This is a genomic window from Clostridium lamae, assembly GCF_033043255.1.
Taxonomy (GTDB): domain Bacteria; phylum Bacillota; class Clostridia; order Clostridiales; family Clostridiaceae; genus Clostridium; species Clostridium lamae.
This window is the reverse complement of the sequence record NZ_JASCQJ010000017.1, coordinates 1-25,037: the sequence shown is the minus strand read 5'-3', so window position 1 is coordinate 25,037 and position 25,037 is coordinate 1. Positions and strand designations below refer to the sequence as shown.

The following is a 25,037-nucleotide window of genomic DNA, read 5'->3' as shown; positions in this document are numbered from 1 at the left end:
GAGGACTCAAATGCTAACCTTAACTAAAAAATTTAAAACTCATAACATCAATTGTTCTGCAGTAAAAATGGGTAACGACTGGAACATAAGCATATATGGCGGTGATATTCCCCATATAGGTGCTATTGCACTTGGAATACCTAGACCTAGCCTTGAAGATAAAAATAAAATAAGTTCTTCAGTATCTGTTTTAACAATAACTGGTCATAAAGAGGATGTTATTGTTCAAAAGGTAGCTAAAGTCTTGTCAAGTGCTCTTAATAGTACCATAGTTGTAAGTTGTGGAATCCATTTTAATAATATTACTTTTGATGATATACAAGATTTAAATGTATTTATCGACAATTTAATTGATGAATTAATTTATAAAATCTTAATATAAAGAATTTATTTATTTTGAGAAACTCCAAAGGGAGTTTCTTCTTTAATTTTACATTTTCATTATTCAATCTACATTGTGTGATAGCACCATTTTATCTAATACTTCATCCAAATTCTTTATTAAAATGTCTATATCTCCTTTGTTTATTACTAAAGGAGGTTGAAATGCTAATACATTTCTATTTAATCCATTCTTACCTACTATTATTCCTCTATCTTTTAATTTTTCTAATACTATATCAGTTTCAGTTATTGCTGGCTCTCCATCTTTTCTTATTAATTCAACACCCAGCATTAATCCTATACCCCTTACATCTTTTATAATACTATGCTTATTTTTTAGTTCATCTAACTTTACTTTTAAAATGTTTCCTAATTCTTTAGCATTTTCGCATAAGTTATTATTTTGAATATAATCTAATACTGCTATTGCAGTAGCTGCTGAAACTGGGTTTCCTCCTAGTGTAGACGCTGATGGCTTAGTAAAAGATTTTGCTATCTCATCATTTGTACAAAATGCAGATATTGGAGTTCCATTCCCTAAAGCCTTAGCTACTGTAATTATATCTGGAACTACATCATAATTTTCTATAGCAAACATTTTTCCAGTTCTAGCGAATCCTGTTTGAATCTCATCTATTATTAATAAAATATTATTTTTTTCTAATAAACTCTTTAATTCTCTGAAATACCATAATGGGGGAGTAATTATTCCTCCATTACCTTGTATTGGTTCTGCTATTAATGCTGCTATATTTTCAGCACCTCTAGAATTTATTATTTCTTCTACACTCTTTATAGATTGTTTTGCAGCTTCTTCTATATCAAACTCTTCACTATAAACATTTTTTGCAAAGTGAACTCTATTTGATAAGTCAGGGTCTGCTCTCCACATTGGTATAGCTGTTGCACTCATAGTTAAATATGTTCGTCCATGTAATCCATTTTCAAATGCTATAAATTCATTTTTATTAGTATATAATCTTGCTAATAACATAGCTCCTTCATTAGCTTCTGATCCTGTACAACAAAAAAATGAACGACTTAAATCTCCTGGTAAAATATTAGCTAACCTTTCTGCTAAATTTACCATTTGCTCTGTTAAATATAATATTGTCGTGTGCTGAAGAGTCTTTAGTTGTTCTATTGTTACATCTAATATTTCTTTATTACAATGTCCACAATTCATTACTGATACTCCAGCAAAAAAATCTATATATTTATTACCCTTATCATCATATAAGTATTGCATTTCACCTTTTACTATTTGAGGAGGATTTTTATAAAAATGATTCCCCTGAGAAGATGGAAATAAATATTGTTTCTTCTTTTCAATTATTTTTTCTGCACCAATCATAATACTATACCCCTTAATTAAATTGCATTGACCCTAAGGTAAATCCTAAACATTTATAGTTAAGCTTTTCAAATATATTTTCGCACTCATCGAGTGATTTAATAGCTTTTTTATATTCATTTATTACTATTTTAAGAGTATCTAAATCATAATGGCATCCTTCTATCCTAAAACTTTTAGCTCCTAGTTCCTTTAACTCTTTTAGTATTGGCATATAACATAGTTCTTTTGTTAATAACATATGGTTGTTTCCATTACTATCTCTATATACAGGATGTTCATTTCCCTTATCATCTACTAATAATAATACACCTTTATCATTGTATTTTCTTTCACTATTTACATTTGAGTCTAGATTAATAGTATTTTCATATAAATCATGGTCCATATACATTACAACAGGTGAACCATGTACTATTATTTCTAATGGTAATGATGAAGTTAGTAGCATGTCCTTAGTATTGCTTGCTGGTGATTCACATGAAATTGCACACATACTAAGTCCTTGTTCTTTATAAAACTCTGCAGAAACTTTATTATATACATTTAAAGAATAGTCTCCTATCATTTCTAGCCCTAAATCTTTAAATTTATTAATTGCTCCTAGATTAGTTACTATTATTCCATCTAATCCTAAATCATTATTTTTCAGCAAATGTTCATACTTTGAAAAATCTTTTTCAAACATCATTCTAGGTAATCCTAAGTATATTTTAGAATTATTTTTATTCTCTGTTATAGATAATATTTCTTCCTTACTAAAGTTCGCATTAGGTTCAAAAACTTCACCAGATAAGTATACCTTATTGACACCTTCATTTATAGCTAAAATTGCAGCTTCATATGAATTCACTTTTATACTAAGTGCCACGCAATTATTTCCCCTATTGTCTATTAATAATACTTCTTTTAATTCATCCACTCTTTGCTTTGTTATATCAAATTCATTAACAGGTTTGCTAAATACTTTTCCAGTACTATAAAACTTTCCCGTTCCTTCATAACGTTCATTAATATATGAAAGCCCAGGATTTCCAAAAGCATGAGCAGTTGAGAAATCTCTTTTTCTACTTTCAAATAACTCTTTTGAATTTTTCCTTCTATCATAAGAAATTGGATCATCTATATATCTATCAATGGCATCACTATAATAATTAATTAAAGGTACTAAGTAATCTGCTTCTCTCATTCTTCCTTCTATTTTAAATGATACTACTCCTGCTTCTATTAATTCAGGAATATTTTCATACATATACATATCTTTTACTGCCATTGGAAAAGTTGTATCATACTGCTTGTCATCTTTATTGATTTTATATCCCCAACGACATGGCTTCATACATAATCCTCTATTGCTACTTTTCCCAAATAACATACCACTATAAAGACATTGAGATCCTTGCGCTACACACATATCTCCATGAACAAAATACTCAAATTCCATATTACTTCTAACTGAAAATTGCTTTACAATATTTAAATCTATATTTCTTGAAACTACAACTCTCGTAATACCTAATTCTTGTAATTTCTCTATAGTTTCAAAATTATGTACATTCATCATTACTGAAGAATGAATATTTAAATTTAATCCCATATCTTTTATTAATTTAACTATACTCATATCTTGTACTATTAAAGCATCTGGTTGTACATTTTCTAGGTATTTTAAGTACTCCATAATATGCTCTAAATCTTGTGAACTTACTAAATTATTTAATGTTACATATACTTTTTTATTTAATGAATGAGCCATTTTAATTGCTTCTTCTAACTCTTCGTTGGTAAAATTAAAATCTTTCCTATGAAGACGCATATTAAGTATTTTCCCACCTAAATAAATAGCATCTGCGCCACTTTTTATTATCTCTTTAAATATTTCAAAATTACCTGCAGGAGCTAGTAATTCAATCTCTTGGTTGTTAAAGAATCTACTCATTTATAATTCCCCTTTATTAGTAACATTTCATTTTATTGCAATATGTTAAATAACCCTTAAACATTACTATATATTTTCCCCTTATTATAGTTTTACATAGCATAATTATATTCTACAATATTATACATTACAATTAACAACACTATAAAATATTATTAAAATCCATCAAATATTCTATATTAAACTGCTCACTTTGTCAAAATTTTATCAACATTTCAAAACATGTATTTGTATTGCAAATATTAAGACTTACCTAAATTTATAAAAAACACCTCTAATGCTAGATATTCTATCTACTATTAGAGGTGATTTTCATTATTCATTCTACATTGTTCAATAGAGCTTCAATAATATTCTAGTATGCTTATCTTATGATAATACCTTTATTACTAAATTTGAAAAATATTTAGCTGCAATAATTAACGCTTCTTCATTTAAGTTATACGAAGGATGATGCCATTCATGAGTTCCCTCAACTCCCATCCAAATAAAAAATCCTGGAATTTCACTTTGATATAAGGCAAAATCTTCTCCGCCAGTACTTTGTTTTGCCAATTCAACCTTATATCCTAATTCTATTGCTGCTTCAGTAACTGCTTCTGTAAACTTTTCATCATTCTCAACACCAGGTAAATATGGGTACCATCTAAAATTTATCTTTGCCCCATAGCTTTTCGCAATCCCTTCTACTTTTCTTTTCATTAAATCTGGAATAATCTTTCGAACTTCATTTTGAAATGTTCTTACTGTCCCTTCTAACCCAGCCTTTTCAGGTATTACATTCCAAGTGTTACCTGAATTAAACTGAGTTATACTTATAACTGCATTATTAAATGGACTTAGACTCCTACTTACAATAGTCTGTAATCCTAAAACAATTTCACTAGCTACTATGATAGGGTCTATACATCTTTCTGGAATCCCAGCATGCCCTCCTACTCCAATAACATCAATTTCAAATCTATCTACACTTGCCATAAGTGCCCCTGACCTTATACCAATTGTTCCTATAGGAAGATCTGGCTTATTATGCATTCCAAATATAGCTTCTACATTATCTAGTGCCCCAGAATCTAAAATAAACTTTGCACCCTTTGCATTTTCTTCTGCAGGCTGAAATATAATTCTAACTTTACCATGTAATTGTTCTTTATATTCTTTAATAAGAATTGCTGCCCCTAAAATAGCAGAAGTATGAAAATCATGACCACAAGCATGCATTACACCATGATTTTTAGATGAAAAATCTAAGCCTGTTTCTTCAATGATTGGAAGTGCATCAATATCTGCTCTTAATGCAATAATGGGGCCTGGGTTTCCTCCTTCTATTTCAGCAACAATCCCTACTTCTAAAGGTAAATCTATAATTTTTATATTCTCATCTTTTAGCCACTGCCGAATACGTTTAGTAGTCTCGTATTCCTTCATAGATAATTCAGGATTTTCATGTAATTCACGTCTATATTTAATTAATTTATCACTTAACTTCTTTTCATTTATTGATAATGTCATTTTGTCTAACTCCTTTCTTGTCTAGAACTATTATCTTAAGAATTCTTAATCTAATTTAGAATCCTATATAGTATTTATTACTTTATTATAGTATTCTTTTTCTCTATAAAGATTACCGTATCTTTAATTTTTTCATTTCTTAATACTTTCATTCCAAAGGAGGTTTAATTTTCTTTAAATAAATCTATATTCCTTTATTGTTAATAACTTATTTTTTGAAGTTATATATGAATAATCATTCCTTCTATAACAAATAATATCTCTTGATTAACTAAAATTTACTATAAGAAGGAGAGAACTATATGTCATTGATAGGAAAACAAGTAGAAGCCTTTAAGGCAGACGCATATCAAAATGGAAAATTTATGGAAGTAACAGAGGAAAATCTTAAAGGTAAATGGAGTGTAATTTGCTTCTATCCTGCTGATTTTACTTTTGTTTGTCCTACAGAGCTAGAAGATTTACAAAATGAATATCAAACTCTTAAATCACTTGGAGCCGAAGTTTATTCAGTTTCAACAGATACCCATTTTACACATAAGGCATGGCATGATACATCTGAAGCAATTGGTAAAATTGAATATATTATGATTGGTGATCCATCTCATACAATTTCAAAACAATTTGATGTACTTATTGAAGAATCTGGTCTTGCAGATAGAGGAACATTTGTTATTGATCCAGACGGTGTTGTTCAATGTGTTGAAATTAATGCAGGTAATATTGGCCGTGATGCTAGTGCTGTAGTATCTAAATTAAGAGCTGCACAATATGTAAGAAATAATCCAAAAGAGGTTTGCCCTGCTAAGTGGAAAGAAGGTTCTAAGACACTAATACCTGGACTTGACCTTGTTGGAAAAATTTAATAGGTGAATTTTTATGTTGGATAAAGATATTAAACAACAATTATCAACCTATATTGATATGTTAGAAAATGATATTGTTATAAAGAAAAGTATAGGTGATGATACAGTCTCATTAGAAGTAGCTGAGCTTATCGATGAAATAGCAGCTATGTCTCCTAAAATCCATGTAGAGATAGCTACACTTAAGAGAATACCTAGTTTCAGTATTAATCGTATGAATGAAGATACTGGGGTTACTTTTGCAGGAGTTCCCCTAGGACATGAATTCTCCTCTTTGGTATTAGCATTATTACAAGTAAGTGGAAGACCACCTAAGATAGATGAAAATATAATAAAAAGCATAAAATCAATTGATAAAGATTTAAACTTTGAGACTTATATAAGCTTAAGTTGTCATAATTGTCCTGATGTAGTTCAGGCTTTGAATCTTATGAGTATTCTTAATCCTAAAATTACTCATACAATGATAGATGGTGAAAGTTTTCAAGATGAGATAGATTCTAGAAATATTATGGCTGTTCCATCTATATTCTTAAATGGAGAACATTTTGATAGTGGTAGAACAAGTTTAGAAGAAATTTTATTAAATCTTGGACAAAAGAAAGATAGCTCATCTCTTAATAATAAAGAAATTTTTGATGTTCTAATTGTTGGAGGAGGCCCATCTGGTTCTAGTGCTGCAATATATGCTGCTAGAAAAGGTCTAAAAACAGGTATTGTAGTTGAACGCTTTGGAGGTCAAGTCATGGACACAATGGCTATAGAAAACTTCATTAGCGTACAATATACAGAAGGTCCAAAGCTATCTAGAAACCTAGAAGAGCACGTTAAAAGCTATGATGTTGATATTATAAGCTCTGAAAGTGCGAAATCACTAACTAAAAATAATGATTATATAGAGATAGCTTTAGAAAGTAATGCTTCTCTTAAAAGTAAGACTGTTATTATCTCAACTGGTGCTAAGTGGAGAGAACTTGGTGTACCTGGAGAAAAAGAGTTTAAAAATAAGGGCGTAGCTTACTGTCCTCATTGTGATGGTCCAATTTATAAGGGCAAGGATATTGCAGTTGTTGGTGGAGGTAACTCAGGTATTGAGGCCGCTATTGACCTTGCTAATATTGTAAAACATGTGACTGTCTTAGAATTTTTACCAGAATTAAAAGCAGATGCAGTTTTACAACAAAAGCTAAACTCTTTATCTAATGTTACTGTCCTTAAAAATGTTCAAGTAAAAGAAATCACTGGAACTAATAAGGTAAATGGTATCACTTATATTGATAGAAATACAAATGAAGAAAAAAGCATAAATCTAGAAGGAATCTTTGTACAAATTGGCTTAGTACCAAATACAAAGTGGCTTGGTGAAGCTTTAGAAGTTAATAGAATAGGTGAAATCATTGTAGATAAAAAAGGTTCTACAAGTCTAGATGGTGTTTTTGCGGCCGGAGATTGTACCGATAGTCCATATAAACAAATTATTATTGCAATGGGCTCTGGAGCAACAGCCTCACTAGCAGCCTTCGATTATCTTATTCGCAATCAAAAGTAAAGAGGATATAAATAATATATTCCTTGCTCCGTCGCACGCTCCAAGTCAACCTCATATAATATTTATATCCTTCTATACTGAAGGTAATAATTCCTCATTTCATTCGGAATTATAAAAGTTATTCTAAGGAAATCCTTTTATAAATTCCTAAACAGTAAAAATACACCTCCAATGTTAGATATGCATACAAAAAGGAGCTGTTGTCAAAACAGCTCCCTCTTCACTATTAACTATTAACTATTACTTATTCACTAAACCTATAATATTACAAGCATATCTTCTGGTTTAGATGCCATAATTGATTTAGCTAATTCTTTTCTTAAGAATAATAATCTTTCTTGATCTTCTTCTTTCATAGGAACATTATCAGCTTTACACTTATGAGCTAGCTTTGAATAAGCTATAAATTCTTCTGGTATTATACCATCTTTTAAGTATAGCTTTATTAGCTTTTCACCATATCCTATTTCAAAATAGTATCTTCCACCACCTGGTGCTACTTGACCTAATTTGTCATCAGAATATTCAAGATCTAATCTTATAGCATTATTAGTTTTTACACGCATTACAAATTCCGCTGCGTCGATTATACCTCTTCCATTCGCTCCTATTCCACTATAGAAACTAAAGTTACCTCTTTGAGGAATATCATCACTAAGCTTAGGAAAAGTCATTAACATTATTTTAAACGCTAGTGCTGCTCCCCCTATCATTTGCTTACCATGATATTTTAATATATCTTCATATGTTATTTCTATGATATCATCATTATCTCTTACAAGAACTTTTTCTATATTCATTTGTTTCTCCTAGTTTAAATAAAGTGATTCTGTATTAAATTCATTTTCTATCATTTCTGTTTTAAACATAAAGTCTGCAATATTTTGGAATGCTGCACGGTCTTCTTCTGTGATTTCCATGTTGAAATCATATTGTTTAAACATTTCTTCAACTGCTGCTTTGTCTAAATCAAGTTCTTTAGCAACTATATCCATTGTAGCATCGTGATTTTCATTTATGTATTCAAGTACTTTTGCTTCGGCATTCATAAATGCATCTATAACATCTTTATGTTCATTATAGAAATCTTCTCTAACAGCAACTGCAATTATTGCATCAGTTAAGCCTTTACCATCTGTAACTAAGTTATATCCTTGTTCTTTTGCTTTATATGCAGTAGGTCCAGCAACTAAAGCTGCATCAACACTTCCACCATCTAATGCTGCTTTTGCATCAGGAATAGACATATTTACATAGTTTACATCTTCTATAGTCATTCCTGCTTTTTCAAGATAAGCTACTAATAATTGGTGTAAGTTAGTTCCAACAGGTCCAGCTATTGTTTTTCCTCTTAAATCTTCTGCTGATTTAATGTTTGCATCCTTTGAATATAAAGTAAATGCTTCTGGAGATCTACTATACATATTTAATATTTTAATATCTGCGCCATTTGCTGCTGCTGAAATTACTGAAGTTCCTCCAACTGCATATAATATATCAACATCTCCTGATGCTAATGCTTGAGTTTGATCAGCTCCAGATGTTATTTCTGCATAATTAACTGTTATATCCATACCATTATTCTTAAATTCTTCTTCAAAAACATTATTAGTTTTTTGTATTATACTTGGTACGTTTAATGGTGATGTTACGTGAGTTATTGTTAATTCTGTTAAATCTGCTTTCTTATTTCCACCTACAGCTGAACATCCTACCATAGACGTCATAACTACTAAACCTGCTACTAATGCTCTAAATTTTTTACTTTTTAATATCATTTTTTCTCTCTCCTTTTATCTTTTCTGATTCTATAAAACTTTTAAATCATTCATTATTTGTTTTTTCAGATTTAAATATTTATCACTTAATAAATCTCTCACTTTATTTTTTTCATCAATTTCATATTGAGATTTAATTTTTCCTTTTTCTAAAACTACTATTTTATCACCAAGAGTTAAAGCTTCATCTATGCTATGAGTTACAAATAAAATTGGACAATTTTTTTTATTATGTATCTTTAGCAATTCTTTTTGCATTTGTTCTCTTGTAAAATAATCTAATGCAGAAAAAGGCTCGTCCATCATAATAAAACCTGGTTCACATGCAAAGGCTCTTGCTATAGAAACTCTTTGCTTCATTCCCCCTGATAATTGACTAGGATAGGCACTATAAAACTTTTCAAGGCCTACTGTTTCAATAATTTCATTAATCTTTTTTTCATCTATATCTTTATTATCTATTCCAAAAGTTATATTCTTTTTTACATTTAACCATAGCATTAATCTATCTTCTTGAAACACATATGCTTTTCTCTTAACATCCGTTTCCTGAATTTCTCCTTGATCAAGTTTTTCTAGCCCTGCTACAAGTCTTAGTAAAGTAGTTTTTCCACATCCACTTCTTCCTAAAATTACTGTTATCTTATTATCATGTATATCTAAATTAATTCCATCTAAAACTTTCATCTGCTCTTTTTCAACAGTATAAACCTTGCTTACATTTACTAACTTAATCCCAACCATTATTTCCAGATCCTTTCAAAGCTTTATCAATTACGAATGCAAATAATCTATCTGTTACATAACCAACTAATCCTATTACTAAAATACCTACTATAACCTTATCTGTTCTAGACATTTGTTGTGCAAATAAAATCATATGGCCAAGACCAGTTGAAGCTGCTATCATTTCAGCACTTATTATAGCTCTCCAGCTATATCCAAGCCCTATTCTCATCCCAACTAATATATCTGACATGGCATATGGAAGGCTTATCTTAAAAAAGCTTTTTACTTTTGAATATCCATATACTTGTCCAACTTCAATAAGCTTTTTATCACAACTTACAAAACCTTTAACTGTATTTAAATATATAGGGAAAAATGAAGTTAAAACTATAATTGCTATTTTAGTAGTTTCCCCTATACCAAACCATAAAATTAATAGTGGTATTAAGCTTAAAGGTGGTACATTCTTAAAAAATTGAACAATATTTTCATAATAATCAGTTGCTTTAGGAATTACTATTCTAAACATTGCTAATATAAAAGCAGATATTGTCGCGATAGTGAACCCTTGTAACACTCTTATAAAGCTAATATATATATCTTCAAATATCTCTCCTGATTGAATCATTTTTACTAAACTATCGAGTACCTTACCGGGTGATGGTAGTATATATGAACTAACTATATTCATATTTGTAACTATAATCCATACTAATAGTAGTGCAATAATTGAAATCCAAGTCTTTATTACTTTTTTACTCTTCATTTATTAACACTCCATCTCCATTGTTACACCCATTATTACAATAAAGCATCTCAACTAATTCATATTTTTTATGTAATCCATTTTTAAAATGATTTTCAATATTTTCTTTTCCTGAAATACTATTGCTCTTTAGTCCAAGTGAAGTAAAATATCCTAAAGGAATTGGACTTTTATCAAGTATTTTTCTAGGAATTTCTCTATCTAATCTTTTTAGAAACTCATTCCAGCTTACGAATTCTGTATCTTTTAAATTTAACTTATTACCATAATTAGCTAAGCTTTCACATGGTGTAGTTATAACTTTTTTCTTATCTTTTAAATCTTCTCTTCCTGCAATCTCCCTACCACAATGTATTAATATAGGATCTATTTCAGGAATTATAACTTCCTCATGATTCACATACTCACTAATTGCTTCAATGGTTGCTGGACACCTTCTATCTAAAATCGTTAAATTATTGCTATTTTTATGAAGCTCATTATATTTTTCTTTAACAATTCCATGCCAATCATTCTCAACTTCTACTCTTATATAACCATTATCTAATAATACCTTATCTAATATTTCTTTAATATACATCTTATCAACTACAGGATTTATAAAAATATATTCCATGATTTATTCCTCCTTTTCAGTTACAGATGCTAGTATACTATAATTGATATTCAATATCAATATGTAATTTGTCGAATTTCATCATTTTTAAATATGTATTTTGTATCTATATTTTAGATTAATTATAATTACCATAATAATATTCGCAAAATAGCTATCCTTGTACATTTAGCGAGGATTATTATGGTACTATAGTTAAGTATTTCATAAAGTAATTGCTAATAGTTATATTAATTTTGATAATTTATATCTTGTGTTGTTAAAAACTCAAATCTTCTTAATTCTTTTCCATCAAGTTTTTCTTTTTTCATATCCACAGCGCTTATTCTATTGTTTCCATAAGTTTTATAATAATAAATCCCATTTTCCTGATCCATACAAGAAGAATATAATGTTAAATCTTCTAATCCTTCTTGAGTAATGACTCCACCCTTTACCATCTTAACATAATCAAGCATATGGAAAAATTGAGTAACTGCGCTTATATCATTTGCAATTTCAGGTTTATTGGCTCTAATGTATGCAATTCTCACAAATCTTGAAACTGATGCAAAATCTCCAGGTATCCCTAAAGTGCCAGCACCAATCCCTAAAGGTGTTAATTCTTGATTACTCCATTCAGTATCTTTAGGACTATTTGGAGTTAAGTACATATATTCATTTAAATTTGTTAAATGCCAATCAAAGGTTGGATTATTAGTCATTACTCCTACTGTATTATCATAAAAAGCAAACCTATTCTTTGTTTTTTCAACCACTATAGACCTACCACTTTTATCACTAATCATCCAATGAAGTGTTGGACAAGGTGTCTTTTCATTTAGTGGAATATCTACTAATTCTATATTTTCAATGCTCTTCTTAACTTCATCAACAGTATCATGATTAGATAAAACCCATTGAATAAAGTCATATGGAGCAATATTAGTTTTTCCTGGAGCTGGAGATTTCTCAAAATAAGCATAACCAGCAAAATTTAATCCCGCAGCAGCCAATCCATTTTCATTCATACCATCAGCTATTGTAGGATGGTTATCAATAACAGTTCCTATTCCAATTATTGCACGTTTATTAGTTATAATATTGCCCGTAACTAAATCTTTAAATTCATAGGATTTTGGAATAATAATAACCTCTTGATTGAAAGTATAAGCTAAATCCATATTTCTCCCAAAGAAATAATTCCCTTCCTTTGAGTTTATACTTAATGCTGTACACATAATTACACCTCACATTTTAAATTTCTATATTTTTATTATGTGTCTTATTTTTCGAGACTATACTTATTGGTAATATCACTATGAATATAAAAAAATCCACGATATTTATCGTAGATTTATTAGCCTTATAATATTAACTTATCTTTCTAAATTTATGTAGCTTAATATAAATAAACCTAAAGATAAAGCTATCATATAAAAAATATAATCATAAATAGAACTTAAGCCAGAGTAAGCCTGTAAATCTTCAATGGCCTTAATAACATATCTTTGTGGCAGTAAGCTTCCTATTCTTTGAATAGAATTTGGCATAATTTCAAAGTCCCAAAACAAACCTGACATCATACATGTTGGTATCACCGTTAATATATTAATTATATTTGTAATATATCTGTTCTTTGTAAAGCTAACTATAAATAAATTAAAAGATATGACAACTAAATTTAATAATAGCATAACAATTAAAAAGTAATTCGGATTAATAACTTTAAAATCTATGTTTAGTAATTTGCATAGGAAATAATATATAATACTACTTATAGATGATAATAAGTAAAACACTATAATTAAAGCCAAATAATATTTTTGTGGTTTAATACCACTAACTAAAACCCTCTCTCTTGTCCCATTCTCATCATCTTCAATTAAAAAACTTGCTATAGCTGAACCACTTATAAATATCATCATTATAACCATTCCTAAAGAGTTTTCTATAGATGGTCTGGAGCTTTCAATATTATTTAAATTATATTTAATTATATTTTCTTTGTAACCTTCATTGTTTTCTTTAAATACATCTATATTTTTATTACTTATTTTAGCTATTAAACTTAAATTATCTACCTTTAACTTTATAATTGATACTATAGTTTCTTTAATATCACTATTTGAGATTGACTTTAATGGAATTTCTACCGGCTCCAAATTAAGCACTTTATTACTAAATCCATCTTCTATGGAAACTACCATTTGAATTTGATGAGATATAAGTAATATTTCATAATTATCTCTACTTATATCTACGACATCTACATTATCTATATCATCTATAGTTTGAATTATCTCATTGGAAATATAATTTTTATCATTATCAATTATACCTACTCTATAATTCACATCTCTTCCAAATGCAAAACTAAATAGAACAATAATAATGGAAGGAGCAATTATTGACATAACAATAAAACTTTTTTTCTTAAATAATATTTTAATTGTATTTATCATTATCTTAATCAATATTTACACCTACTCTCGCTTACTTGCTATTAATGCATATGCAAATAATATTAATGATAATTCTAAACTTATTATCACTGATATTATTGGATAATTAGTTAAAATGCCAGAACTTAAACTTAATAAAGATATATTTGCCCAATATGTAGGTGTTATTTGACATAATATATTTGTTATTATATTTGATTTTATTAGTGATATGGGAAGATATGCTCCCCCTAAGAAGCCTAAAACTATTAATAGAGAGTTTATTAAACTATTTGCTGTTTTACTATCTTTAAACACTAGACTCACAGCTATACCTAAAATAGAACTGAAAATTATCAAAGCAATTAACACCATTATTATTTCTACTAAATTATCTCCCCAATTAATTTTCAAAATAAACCTACTAATGAAATATACAACAATCACTTGAATAATTCCTATAATCATTCCCAAAACAATCTTTGATGTTATAATACTAAGATTACTTGCTTTAGTAATTCTTAATCTATTCAATGTATTTTCAAATCTTTCTATATACATTGATATGCTTGTTATCTGTGAAATATATAATATTATTAATACTAGTTCAGCAAATGTATAATAAGCAAATGAACTTATTCCATTAGTAGCTATTCCACTTTCATTTATCTTTATACTGCTTTCTTCTTTTATTAAATCATCTATACCCATTGGATTTTTAATTGTCATCTCTTCAATTACAGCATATCTTTCTAAAAAGTTATCAAAAATACTTCTGAATATTTTTTGTGATGTACTTTCCTTTTTTTCATTTCTATAAAAATTATAATTAGCTTCATTTATTTCTATATAAGCTAATCCATTATAATTATTTACATTCCTTTTTCCATCACCTTCATCATATATCTCTATAAACTCTACTTTCATATTTGTTTCATATTCAGCTTTAAAACTTAAGAATATATTTAAATATCTTGTATCTCCATTTATATAATTAATCTTGTAATAGACCTTTTGATTTTCAAATATATTTTTATCTACGTTCATAAGGCCGTTTAATGAAAATCCCATAATTAGTATAAGAACCACTGGAAAAATAAACATTGTAGCAACATTAGATTTATTCCTAAAAAAATAAATAACTTCCTTTTCTATTAAACTAACTAATATCATACATACCTCACAGTTATTTCAATCTCTTAATTGTTTACCTGTCAATTGTAAAAATACGCTTTCTAATGTAGGAACCTCACTTCTTATACTTTCTATAATTCCATTATTATTAAATATAGTATTCATAATGTATGGAAGCACATTAGCATCTTTAGAGTAATAGCACCTTATTACTCTATCATTTACTTCTATTTTTTTTACACCTTGTATCTTACTAATTTGTTTTTTTATATTATAAACTTGTCTTTTAAGATTTATGGTGCAACTATTTTCTTTGATAAAGCTACTTTTTAAATATTCTTTTGTTCCTTGAGCTATTATTTTTCCATTATCCATAATTGAAATATTATTACATAGTTCTTCGACTTCTTCCATGTAATGCGAGGTGTATATTATTGTAGTTCCTTCTGCTTTTATTTTTTTCACTGATTCTAAGATATGATTTCTAGATTGTGGATCTATACCAACAGTTGGTTCATCCATTATTATTAATTTAGGATTATGCGCTATTGCACATGCCATATTTAACCTTCTCTTCATTCCACCAGAAAACTCATTTGATTTCTTGTTTTGAAAATCTAAAAGTCCAACAAATTCCAAAGCTTCATTTACTCTTATCTTTAGTGATTTCCCCTTGTACCCATATAGAGAGCAAAAGAATGATACATTTTCTCTAGCTGTAAACTCACCATAAATAGCTATATCCTGTGGCAATAAACCAATATTCATTTTGTACTTATTAATATTAGTGTCTTTTTCTTCAAATATTATTTCTCCAGAAGTTATATTTTCAATTCCAGAAATAATTTTAATTAACGTACTTTTACCTGCTCCATTTGGACCTAATAAGCCATATATTTCTCCCTTTTTAATAGATAAATTTATACCTTTAATAGCTTCTAAGTCATTATATTTTTTATGCAGATTTTTAATTTGAAGAATGTACATTTTTTATAGCTCCTCAAGTTTAGTATTTATTTCACTTATTTTCACTTCCTTAGATTTTATCTTTCTAATACAATACTTTTCACATTCCCTACTTATACATGTTAAACATGGGTTAGTATTATTAGCTTTTAATATTTTCTTTGCTCCATAAAAATTGCCTACTGCAACCCTTCTATTTATATCTCTAATAGAAAGCTTATATGGACACTTTTTCTCGCATAATGGCTTCTCACAGAACTCACATTCTAGAGCTAATTTAGCAAGCTTGTCTTCATTTTTATTTCTTCCTATTTTCATTTGACTATATTCAAATGGCTTTTTTACTATATTAACATAATTCTTCATGTCTTCTTTATATTCAAATTCTTCAATCCCTAATTCTCTTAATATAAGATTAGAAGCACTAACTCCAGATATTGTAACAGCTGGCGTTCCTGTTCCCATAACAGTAGATTCTCCACAATTAAAGAGATTATTTATCTCACTTTTAGCTTTTAATCTTTTATTCATATGCTGTCCTAACTTTTGCTTAGGTCCTGCTACGCTACCACCTTCTTTTAATACATATCTGTTTAAAGTAGTAGGTGTGCTTATTTCTACATGGCATAAACCTTCTTTAAATCCAGGAAATCTTTTTTCTAAAACATTTAACATTCTATTTTTCTCGATTTCTTTCATTTTTTTATATTCTTCTGTTTTATAATTATTCTTAAAACCTTTTGGCCATTCTTTAAAACTAGGTCCTATAGCCATTATTGTATGGTATTCTTCTGGACAAAGCGTTTTATCATCTATACTTAAAGTATAAACAGTAATTTCTCCTTCCTCTAATCTACTTTTATCACCTATTAGCATTTCAATAGGTAGTGTTCCACTTGGAATAACTTCTTTTTTTACAAGTGCAAATATTACTACTGATGGATATGATGGCACTAAGGAATTTGCCCACTTTTTCATTTCTTCACTTGAATCATCTTTTATCAATTTATTATATAGATTCCAAACATTTCCTGAGTTAATAATATATTTACCACTTATAGTATCTCCATTATCTAGCTTAACCTTTGTAGATGTATTATTCTCTATTATTATTTTTTCTACTTCACTGCTATACATCATTTTTCCATTACTTTCTTCTATCACTTTTTCTAGTTTTCCTACTAAATTCAATGTTGATCCTGCTGGATAATAGCTACCCCCAAAATGATTATCTACAAACATTATAGAAGATAGTATAGCTGGTGTTTCTTTAACAGTAGTATAACAGTATGTAGATGTCAGCTTATCGAATAAATTAAATACATTTGGATCTCTAAAATACTTTTTTAAAATACTTTCTGTATTTTTATTCATATAACCCAAGAAACGTATATATTCAATAGGATGCTTTAATAAGGATTTTAATCCCACTTCTTTTTTCATAGCATCTGGTGAAATAAACTTTGGATCTTCTGCTATAATTTTTAAATATCTCTTGGATAAATCTGAATAAAACCTTTTAAAGTTTTTTCTTTCATTTGGAAATACTTTTACTAACTCATCAATAAACATATTTATATCTTCATAAAATATTATTCTATGTTCTCCAAAATTTATAGCATATAACTCGTCATGCTTTATAATATCTATTGGCTCTTCTAGTGCATTAAAAACAAATCTATGTGGACTAAATCCCCTATTATTAAATCCATATATCATTGCTGAACCTTGTTCAAAGACAACATCTCCTCTTTTGAATATCCCACAAGACCCACCTGGTTTGTATTGAGCCTCTACTACACAAACTTTCAAGTTTCGTTTTGATAGTAAAGCTGCTGCTGTAAGTCCTGATATCCCTGCCCCTATAACAATAACATCATACATTATATCCCTCTCTTCAATTGATAATTAATTATTCTATTACTAATCTTATTCAAATGACCTAAAAAATATATGTATAATATCATTACCTATTACTAAAAAAAATCGGATAAAATATGAAATATATAAAATGTATATATTAGACTTTGGAACCCCTTATACACAAAAAAGCAATAGACTTAACTCTATTGCTTTTAAATTTAACATTTTTAATTGTTAACATGATGTCTTCCTCTTGGTACTATAAAAGGTGACTGAGATACTGGATCATCTATAACCATACAATCTAAACCAAACACATTATTAATTAATTCTGATGTTATAACTTCAGATGGTATACCTTCAGCAATTAATTTTCCTTGACGAAGAGCAAATATATAATCTGCGTATCTTGCAGATAGATTTATATCATGAAGTACCATAACAATAGTAGTACCCCTTTTACGATTTAAATCTGTCAACAAATCAAGAATCTCTACTTGATAAGTAATATCAAGGTATGTAGTTGGTTCATCTAAAAGAAGTATATCTGTTTGTTGAGCAAGTGCCATAGCAATCCAAACTCTCTGACGTTGTCCCCCGGATAATTCATCTACACTCCGATTAGCAAGCTCTGTTATCCCCATTATTTCAAGTGATTCTTCTATTGCTTCAAAATCTGTTTTATCCATACTTTTTAAAAATGATTGATATGGAAATCTACCTCTTGAAACTAAGTCCCAAACAGTTATTCCTTCCGGAACTACTGGAGATTGAGGTAATAATCCTAATACTTTTGCTAATTGCTTAGAGGGCATTGCAGTTATCTTCTTACCATCAATTATAATCTCTCCAGAATTAGGTTTAATAAGCCTTGCAAGGGTTTTTAATAAAGTTGATTTTCCACATGCATTTGCTCCTATAATAACACTTATCTTATTGCTAGGAATAGTTATATCTATTCCATCAATTATAATCTTTTTATCATACCCTGCTATTATATTTTGTGCTTTGAATACTTGTTGTTTTTTATTCATTATGCTTGCCCCCTTCTATTGATACTTATTAGTAAAAATAGCATATATGGCGCTCCTAACATTCCTGTAACCACACCTACTGGGAATCTTGTACTAAATACAAATTGCCCAATCAAATCTGCTCCAAGTACTAATACTGCTCCAACTAAACCTGCTGCTAAAACATTTGCTGATCCTGGTCCAACAAGCTTTGATGCTATCGGTCCTGACAAGAATGCAACAAAGGCTATTGGTCCTGTAACAGCAGTTGAAAAAGCAATTAAAAATACCGCACTTAAAATTAATATAATTCTAATTAAATTTATTTTAATTCCCAGAGTAGTCGCAAATTCATCCCCGAGTTCTAATATTTGAAGATGCTTCGTTAGGAATAAAATTATACCTCCAAATATAACTACAATGACAAATAATATTGGAACATCTTTCGTACGCATTCCATTTAAACTACCACTCAACCACCTAAGAGCAATTGCTACGTCATTCTGTGAAGCTTTTAGTAGTAAAAAAGAGATAAATGCATTTATCATTGCTTGCATACCGATTCCTATTAGTATTAATCTAGCCCCTGAAAATCCTGAGCCTTTAGATAATGTATATATAATAATTGATACTATAAGTCCAGAAATTAATGCAGCTATAGAAACGTTAATTCCACTCATATGAAGAACTAATATACAAAATACTGCTGCAACACTAGAACCTGAAGTTATACCTATAATATCAGGGCTAGCTAATGGATTTCTAAGCATTGTTTGAAATGTATTTCCTGCTATCCCGAAAGCAAAACCAACTAAAAGCCCACAAAGCATTCTTGGCAAACGTAGTGTTGCAATCGCAAATGATGCCCCCTGTATTTGTTCCCCACTAAGAACTCTTATAACAGTGCTTAATGGATACTTAGTTTCTCCATATAAAAGCATCATAGCACAAAGACAAATAGTCAAAATAATAAGTGCTATAGTAACACTAAATAACCTAGTTTTTCTTTTTTTGTAACCTTCTTTTATCATAGTGTTAGTTGTATTTATCATATAGCCCTCACCTTCGCTTTCCTAGCAATCATAATAAGGATTGGTGCGCCTAAAAATGCAGTAATAATTCCTACTTCAAGTTCGCTTGGACTTCCGATTACTCTTCCTATAACATCTGAAATAGTTAAAAGCATTGCCCCTCCTATAGCTGACATAGGAACTATACTTGTCATATTTGAACCAAAAATAAGACGTATACTATGCGGTATCATTAGCCCCACAAAAGCAATTGGTCCTGCTATTGCAGTTATTGCACCACACAATATTACTCCTGCTATTGCACATATAAGCCTGACAAATCCTGTATTTATACCTAATCCAGTTGCAACTTCATCACCTAATGCTAGGGCATTTAATGCCGGTGTTGCTAATATACTTATAATTGCTCCTATTATTAAAAATGGTAATATTGCACCTATCCCTTCCCAAGTAGCACCACTTACACTTCCAACCTGCCAAAACCTATATGAATTCATTACATCTGCACGCGGAAGAATAATTGCACTTATTAAAGAAGATAAGGCTGCACTCGTAGCAGCTCCTGCTAAAGCAAGTTTTATAGGAGTCATACCACCTGTTCCAATAGATGATATTCCGTAAACAAATATTGCTGTTATAGCTGCACCAATAAGCGCAAACGATATGTACTGATTAGGCGTATTTATATTAAAAAATGCAATTCCTACTACTACAAATAAAGAAGCACCTGTATTTACACCTAAAATACTAGGGTCTGCGATAGGATTACGAGTGATAGATTGCATAAGGGCTCCTGATATTCCAAGTGAAGCCCCTGCTATAATACTAAAAATAGTTCTAGGAATACGCTCACGTACAACTAATGCCGAAAAAGACATATCACTGCTATTTAATAAAGCATTTATCATTTGAGATAATTCAACGTTTTTTGAGCCCCATGCTAGTGATGCTATTATACATAAACCTAGGCAAATAAAACTTATTAAATATATTCCTATTGTTTTTTTATGTTTCATTCTACTTATTTGCTGCCTCTCCTAGTATCTTTAAAAATTCATCTATTGTAGCTGGAATAGATAATGCACTAGGAGTAGCTGATGCTGCTAACGCAGAACCATCTTCTATAATTGCAACTGAACCATTTTTTATTGCTGGAAGAGTTCCTAATAAACTATCTGCTTGTAATTGTTCTATTAATGTTTCATTTCCATAAGTTATTATCAAATCTACATCTGTTAATTTATCAATATTTTCAGAACTAATCTCAATAGCGAAACTATCTGAACCATTTGCAATTTCATTAACACTTTCAGGTAATTCTAATCCTAAATCAGTTAAGTATGCTGCACGAGGATCTGTTGGCAGATATATATAAAATTTTCCTAAATCTGATGGATTGAAAAAGCAGAATACAGCTTTTTTACCTTTAAGTTGACTATACTCACCAGTCTTTTCTTCTATTAATTTATCTAAATCTTTAACTAATTTATCGCCTTCATCCTTTTTACCTATTGCAGTAGAATTCATCGTTATTTGTTCTCTCCAAAGTGTTTGCCAAGGAAGTTCAGGATATGGAATAACAGGTGCAATTTCACTTAACAAATCATACTCCTCTTGTGTTATACCTGAGTATGCAGCTAATATAATATCTGGATTAGACTCACTTATAGCTTCATAATTTAAACCATCTATATCATCATAAGCAACTGGATTTTCTACTCCTAATTCTTTATATTTCTCAGCTGTCCATGGTAATAAACCATTTTCATCTGTTTTACCATAATTAGCTTTAGATACTCCTACTGGTACAATTCCTAATGCTAAAGGTACGTCATGATTTCCCCAAGAAATTGTTGCAATATTTTCTGGTTTTTTTTCAATTACAGTTTCTCCATATGCATGCTTAATCGTCATTGGATAACTTCCTGATTCATTATTGTTTATTTCAGATGCACTTTTTTCACCTGTTTTTGTACCTGAACATCCCACCATTAGAAATGCACATGCAATAATTACAGTACTTAATTTTTTTAACTTCATAATAATCCTCCAATTATATCATTATTTTTTATGGTTCCAATTCTTAATTGTTAATGATTTTCAATTACTTATGATACTAATTCTATATTTGCAAGTAATCTTTGTCAATGATTTTTATCTATCCAAAATATTACAGAGACTTAATTTATTAATATACTCTAAATAATGCTATATTAATTTCAAATCTATAAAAAAAGCTACTATAAGATATAGTAACTTTTTTAAGAAATATTATTTAATTTATAATAGTTTATTATCTTCAATAATACCTAAAACTTTTTTATTTGTTGTGACTACTCTTGGAATCTTAATTTGATTTTTTGAAACTCCTTTTGTTAATAAAAAATCCTTCACCTTATTAAAAGTTCCCTCTTCAAGTATTATTACCTTTGTCATAGCTAGTCCATTTTTCTTCCTAAATCTTTTATATGCTAAATTACAATTTTCAAGTTCCTTATCTAAATTTTCCTCAATATTTCTGACTAATTCTTTAGTGATTTTTCCCTTAATTTCAAAATAAAACTTATATCTACCAGGTGTTGTAGAATTATCAGCTACAGCTGTATAGTCTATTAAATTTAGTTTAAGTTTATTTTTTGTATTTTTGATAGCTGTAGTTAAATGCTCCTCTGTTGTTTTTTCTGATACCATATTTAATATCTGGTTTCTTCTATATAAAAATTCTATTTCAGGTGAATTATTATAAAAACCTACTACCTTAATAACGTCACCTAACCTATATCTATAAAGTCCACTATAGGTAGTAATAACTAATTCATAACTTTTTCCTAATTCTAGCTCATCTGCACAAAGTGTTGTAGGATTCTTTTTGCTCAATTCTTCTGAAGATATAAACTCATAAAAAACTGTGTCTGGTATTATCACATATCTTATATTCTTACCATATGGATTTATACCTATAATCCCTTCTGTTGCTGCATAACAAGGTGAATATATAGGAGAATATCCTGTATAAAAATTTACCATATCATCATAAATTGCAAAATTAGCCCCTGTAACTGAAGCTATATATTGAAAGTTTGGCCATACTCTTTTACAAATCCCATCAAAACCTTTTTTGAATTCTCTCTCTAATTCATCTGCCCTAGCTGCATTTGGTGATAAATACTTATTTAATGCTTTTCTGGTTTCTTCATCTATATTCAATGTTTTACTTAATCTTCCTTTACGTATATCTCTTACTAACATATCAGAATTCTTTTCCATTATTCTTAATAGGTCTAAGATATTAGAAATAAATACTCCAGATATATATAATAATCCCTTTTCTCTTAATCCAAAAAGTACATGCAAATAAAGTGCCACTTCCTTATCCTTAATCCCCATCACTTCATATGGTGAAGTATATAAATAAGGTAAAATGCTTTTTATGCTATTCATTCCACCAGATGTAGCTGAGCAAATAGGGATACCTCCCTTAGTGTAATCAGTTTTAACAGTATCAGCTATCATTAACCCCTTACCATAATTCCAATATTCTTTAAAATTATTATAAGAGAATCTTGTGACTAATAATGCCATATATTTTGCTGCCCTAAGTCTACTAGACTTTGTTACAGGTATTAACTTTTGCTTACCTGTAGTTCCTGAAGTATGACCAAAATACTCAACCTTATCAGTTATTAGTATATTTTTTTCACCATTAGCCATACGCTCAATATATTTCTCATAATAAGAATATTCAACTAATGGCATTTTTTCTTTAAAATCACTTACTGAAAGTATATTCTTAAACTTAAATCTCTCTCCTATTAGACTAGACGCATTTTTATTTAAAATATTAAATAAAACGTCCTCATTTACTTTCTTAAAGTTCTTAGTTTCTTTGTTAAAATTATTTTCTACAATTCCTCCACAACTAATAATTGTCCTATAAAGTAATTTACTTATTATGGACATATCTCTACACATCCTATGATAGTTTTTCATAGATATTATATGAGATTTATCTAAAAATGGTATTAAAGTACTTATTAAACTCTTCTCTTTCTATATTAATTAAATAGTATAAAAAACACTTATATCTCTATGGATATAAGTGTTGGTTAAATTTTATTATGTAAACTAACTTTAGTATAATATTTCCAATTCTTATTATGAGTATATATCAGAAAATTCAATACTACATTTCTCTGCAATATTATTTTCATCAACTATTTCATTATATATATACTCTTCATCTATAGTTTCTATAGGCAGATAGAATGTGAACTGAGTAGCCTCTTCTATATCATCTACATATATTTTACCATTATGAATCTCAACGAATTTTCTAACTAAAAATAGTCCTATTCCGCATCCTTCATTTCTTCTAATAAATAAATCATCTACCTGAGTAAATTTTCCAAAAATCTTTTCTCTATCACATTTTTCTATAGCTTCCCCATAATTCTTAATAGATACAAATACTCTCTTTAAATCTAATCTTGTATTTATTTTTATTTCTATATCAGTATTGTTATTTGAGAATTTAATTGCATTTGATATTAAATTAAGAATAATTTTTTCAATCATATTTTGATCACAAGCTAAGATTACTTCCTCTTCATCTGTATCAAAAATTATATTTCGTTTTTTATCTTTTGCATATTCTACTGTAGACATAGTTACGTTTTCTACTATACTAACAATATTATGATTTTCTAATTTCAAATTATGAGCATTATTATTTATCTTTGCTATATCTATAATATTATTAACTAACCTTAATAATCTATATGAATTTTGTTTTAAAGCACTTAAATATTCTCTACATTTATCATTATTAATATTACTTGTATCTTTAATATATGTATTTAATAACTGTACAATAGAAAGTATTACATTAACTGGTGTTCTAAATTCATGAGAAACATTAGCAAAAAAGTCTGTCTTTATAGATTCTAATTCAATAATAGATTCTAATTCATCTTTTTTCTTTATTATAGATTCTATCTCATCTTTATTCTTAATTTGTTTTACTATTATACTTATTTTATTTACGATCTCATCCATAAAAGAGTCATCTTTAGAATTAATATTAATATCTTTATCATATGTTATACATATTAATC

Annotated in this window: 22 protein-coding genes; 3 read left to right on the top strand and 19 right to left on the bottom strand. The window is 28.8% G+C overall.

The window, feature by feature from the left end:
* Positions 1–10: 10 nt before the first annotated feature.
* Positions 11–382 (top strand): prenylated flavin chaperone LpdD, encoded by a 372-nt coding sequence (gene lpdD / locus QK892_RS09795; RefSeq protein ID WP_317273371.1) that lies wholly within the window; start codon positions 11–13, stop codon positions 380–382.
* 63 nt (positions 383–445) lie between these two features.
* On the opposite strand, the gene QK892_RS09790 is transcribed toward lpdD, so the two are convergent.
* From QK892_RS09790 to QK892_RS09780, 3 genes are all read right to left on the bottom strand, one after another.
* A complete protein-coding gene (locus tag QK892_RS09790) occupies positions 446–1,738 on the bottom strand; it encodes an aspartate aminotransferase family protein (RefSeq protein WP_317273370.1) in 1,293 nt (430 codons plus the stop codon).
* A gap of 13 nt (positions 1,739–1,751) precedes the next feature.
* Positions 1,752–3,677 carry a peptidase U32 family protein gene (locus tag QK892_RS09785; RefSeq protein ID WP_317273369.1) on the bottom strand — a complete coding sequence of 642 codons (1,926 nt, stop codon included), beginning with the start codon at positions 3,675–3,677 and terminating at the stop codon, positions 1,752–1,754.
* 369 nt (positions 3,678–4,046) lie between these two features.
* The gene (locus QK892_RS09780; protein ID WP_317273368.1) at positions 4,047–5,189 is read right to left on the bottom strand and encodes a M20 peptidase aminoacylase family protein; all 1,143 of its coding nucleotides are present in this window, start codon (positions 5,187–5,189) and stop codon (positions 4,047–4,049) included.
* A 302-nt stretch (positions 5,190–5,491) separates the two neighbouring features.
* Between QK892_RS09780 and ahpC the strand changes: the two genes are divergently transcribed.
* Complete coding sequence (gene ahpC, locus QK892_RS09775) at positions 5,492–6,055, top strand: alkyl hydroperoxide reductase subunit C (protein ID WP_317273367.1); 564 nt, start codon at positions 5,492–5,494, stop codon at positions 6,053–6,055.
* Positions 6,056–6,068: 13 nt separating this feature from the next.
* Positions 6,069–7,604 carry an alkyl hydroperoxide reductase subunit F gene (gene ahpF / locus QK892_RS09770; RefSeq protein WP_317273366.1) on the top strand — a complete coding sequence of 512 codons (1,536 nt, stop codon included), beginning with the start codon at positions 6,069–6,071 and terminating at the stop codon, positions 7,602–7,604.
* 257 nt (positions 7,605–7,861) lie between these two features.
* Here the strand turns inward: ahpF and QK892_RS09765 are convergent, their stop codons facing one another.
* The 16 genes from QK892_RS09765 to QK892_RS09690 all read right to left on the bottom strand — a co-directional run.
* Positions 7,862–8,404 (bottom strand): hypothetical protein, encoded by a 543-nt coding sequence (locus QK892_RS09765; RefSeq protein WP_317273365.1) that lies wholly within the window; start codon positions 8,402–8,404, stop codon positions 7,862–7,864.
* Between the two features lie 9 nt (positions 8,405–8,413).
* Entirely contained in the window at positions 8,414–9,382 is a 969-nt protein-coding gene (locus QK892_RS09760) for an ABC transporter substrate-binding protein (protein WP_317273364.1), read from the bottom strand.
* A gap of 30 nt (positions 9,383–9,412) precedes the next feature.
* A complete protein-coding gene (locus QK892_RS09755; RefSeq protein ID WP_317273363.1) occupies positions 9,413–10,126 on the bottom strand; it encodes an ABC transporter ATP-binding protein in 714 nt (237 codons plus the stop codon).
* Complete coding sequence (locus tag QK892_RS09750) at positions 10,113–10,877, bottom strand: ABC transporter permease (protein WP_317273362.1); 765 nt, start codon at positions 10,875–10,877, stop codon at positions 10,113–10,115. Before QK892_RS09750 ends, QK892_RS09755 begins: the two co-directional genes overlap by 14 nt.
* Complete coding sequence (locus tag QK892_RS09745; RefSeq protein WP_317273360.1) at positions 10,867–11,493, bottom strand: hypothetical protein; 627 nt, start codon at positions 11,491–11,493, stop codon at positions 10,867–10,869. Before QK892_RS09745 ends, QK892_RS09750 begins: the two co-directional genes overlap by 11 nt.
* Positions 11,494–11,723: 230 nt before the next feature.
* Complete coding sequence (bsh, locus tag QK892_RS09740) at positions 11,724–12,713, bottom strand: choloylglycine hydrolase (RefSeq protein ID WP_317273359.1); 990 nt, start codon at positions 12,711–12,713, stop codon at positions 11,724–11,726.
* A gap of 138 nt (positions 12,714–12,851) precedes the next feature.
* Positions 12,852–13,949: an ABC transporter permease gene (locus tag QK892_RS09735; protein WP_317273358.1), complete on the bottom strand. Its 1,098-nt coding sequence runs from the start codon at positions 13,947–13,949 to the stop codon at positions 12,852–12,854.
* Between the two features lie 9 nt (positions 13,950–13,958).
* Positions 13,959–15,089, bottom strand: coding sequence for an ABC transporter permease (locus QK892_RS09730; protein WP_317273357.1), 1,131 nt, complete (start codon positions 15,087–15,089; stop codon positions 13,959–13,961).
* A gap of 18 nt (positions 15,090–15,107) precedes the next feature.
* Positions 15,108–16,037 carry an ABC transporter ATP-binding protein gene (locus QK892_RS09725; RefSeq protein ID WP_317273356.1) on the bottom strand — a complete coding sequence of 310 codons (930 nt, stop codon included), beginning with the start codon at positions 16,035–16,037 and terminating at the stop codon, positions 15,108–15,110.
* Positions 16,038–16,040: 3 nt separating this feature from the next.
* A complete protein-coding gene (locus QK892_RS09720; protein WP_317273355.1) occupies positions 16,041–17,900 on the bottom strand; it encodes a phytoene desaturase family protein in 1,860 nt (619 codons plus the stop codon).
* Positions 17,901–18,106: 206 nt separating this feature from the next.
* The gene (locus QK892_RS09715) at positions 18,107–18,913 is read right to left on the bottom strand and encodes an ABC transporter ATP-binding protein (protein ID WP_317273354.1); all 807 of its coding nucleotides are present in this window, start codon (positions 18,911–18,913) and stop codon (positions 18,107–18,109) included.
* Positions 18,913–19,944, bottom strand: coding sequence for a FecCD family ABC transporter permease (locus QK892_RS09710; protein ID WP_317273353.1), 1,032 nt, complete (start codon positions 19,942–19,944; stop codon positions 18,913–18,915). Before QK892_RS09710 ends, QK892_RS09715 begins: the two co-directional genes overlap by 1 nt.
* Positions 19,941–20,939, bottom strand: a complete 999-nt coding sequence (locus tag QK892_RS09705; protein ID WP_317273352.1) for a FecCD family ABC transporter permease — start codon at positions 20,937–20,939, stop codon at positions 19,941–19,943. The genes QK892_RS09710 and QK892_RS09705 overlap by 4 nt, the downstream gene beginning before the upstream one ends.
* A 1-nt stretch (position 20,940) precedes the next feature.
* Positions 20,941–21,963 (bottom strand): iron-siderophore ABC transporter substrate-binding protein, encoded by a 1,023-nt coding sequence (locus QK892_RS09700; RefSeq protein ID WP_317273351.1) that lies wholly within the window; start codon positions 21,961–21,963, stop codon positions 20,941–20,943.
* Positions 21,964–22,203: 240 nt separating this feature from the next.
* Entirely contained in the window at positions 22,204–23,883 is a 1,680-nt protein-coding gene (locus QK892_RS09695) for a GH3 auxin-responsive promoter family protein (RefSeq protein ID WP_317273350.1), read from the bottom strand.
* 195 nt (positions 23,884–24,078) lie between these two features.
* Positions 24,079–25,037, bottom strand: a 959-nt coding sequence (locus QK892_RS09690) for a sensor histidine kinase (protein ID WP_317273349.1), incomplete at its 5' end; no start/stop codon positions are given.

Bases quoted from the DNA above. Each gene is read 5' to 3' on its own strand.
- lpdD (WP_317273371.1), top strand. From the start codon at position 11: ATGCTAACCTTAACTAAAAAATTTAAAACTCATAACATCAATTGTTCT.
- QK892_RS09790 (WP_317273370.1), bottom strand. From the start codon at position 1,738: ATGATTGGTGCAGAAAAAATAATTGAAAAGAAGAAACAATATTTATTT.
- QK892_RS09785 (WP_317273369.1), bottom strand. From the start codon at position 3,677: ATGAGTAGATTCTTTAACAACCAAGAGATTGAATTACTAGCTCCTGCA.
- QK892_RS09780 (WP_317273368.1), bottom strand. From the start codon at position 5,189: ATGACATTATCAATAAATGAAAAGAAGTTAAGTGATAAATTAATTAAA.
- ahpC (WP_317273367.1), top strand. From the start codon at position 5,492: ATGTCATTGATAGGAAAACAAGTAGAAGCCTTTAAGGCAGACGCATAT.
- ahpF (WP_317273366.1), top strand. From the start codon at position 6,069: ATGTTGGATAAAGATATTAAACAACAATTATCAACCTATATTGATATG.
- QK892_RS09765 (WP_317273365.1), bottom strand. From the start codon at position 8,404: ATGAATATAGAAAAAGTTCTTGTAAGAGATAATGATGATATCATAGAA.
- QK892_RS09760 (WP_317273364.1), bottom strand. From the start codon at position 9,382: ATGATATTAAAAAGTAAAAAATTTAGAGCATTAGTAGCAGGTTTAGTA.
- QK892_RS09755 (WP_317273363.1), bottom strand. From the start codon at position 10,126: ATGGTTGGGATTAAGTTAGTAAATGTAAGCAAGGTTTATACTGTTGAA.
- QK892_RS09750 (WP_317273362.1), bottom strand. From the start codon at position 10,877: ATGAAGAGTAAAAAAGTAATAAAGACTTGGATTTCAATTATTGCACTA.
- QK892_RS09745 (WP_317273360.1), bottom strand. From the start codon at position 11,493: ATGGAATATATTTTTATAAATCCTGTAGTTGATAAGATGTATATTAAA.
- bsh (WP_317273359.1), bottom strand. From the start codon at position 12,713: ATGTGTACAGCATTAAGTATAAACTCAAAGGAAGGGAATTATTTCTTT.
- QK892_RS09730 (WP_317273357.1), bottom strand. From the start codon at position 15,089: ATGATATTAGTTAGTTTAATAGAAAAGGAAGTTATTTATTTTTTTAGG.
- QK892_RS09725 (WP_317273356.1), bottom strand. From the start codon at position 16,037: ATGTACATTCTTCAAATTAAAAATCTGCATAAAAAATATAATGACTTA.
- QK892_RS09720 (WP_317273355.1), bottom strand. From the start codon at position 17,900: ATGTATGATGTTATTGTTATAGGGGCAGGGATATCAGGACTTACAGCA.
- QK892_RS09715 (WP_317273354.1), bottom strand. From the start codon at position 18,913: ATGAATAAAAAACAACAAGTATTCAAAGCACAAAATATAATAGCAGGG.
- QK892_RS09710 (WP_317273353.1), bottom strand. From the start codon at position 19,944: ATGATAAATACAACTAACACTATGATAAAAGAAGGTTACAAAAAAAGA.
- QK892_RS09705 (WP_317273352.1), bottom strand. From the start codon at position 20,939: ATGAAACATAAAAAAACAATAGGAATATATTTAATAAGTTTTATTTGC.
- QK892_RS09700 (WP_317273351.1), bottom strand. From the start codon at position 21,963: ATGAAGTTAAAAAAATTAAGTACTGTAATTATTGCATGTGCATTTCTA.
- QK892_RS09695 (WP_317273350.1), bottom strand. From the start codon at position 23,883: ATGTCCATAATAAGTAAATTACTTTATAGGACAATTATTAGTTGTGGA.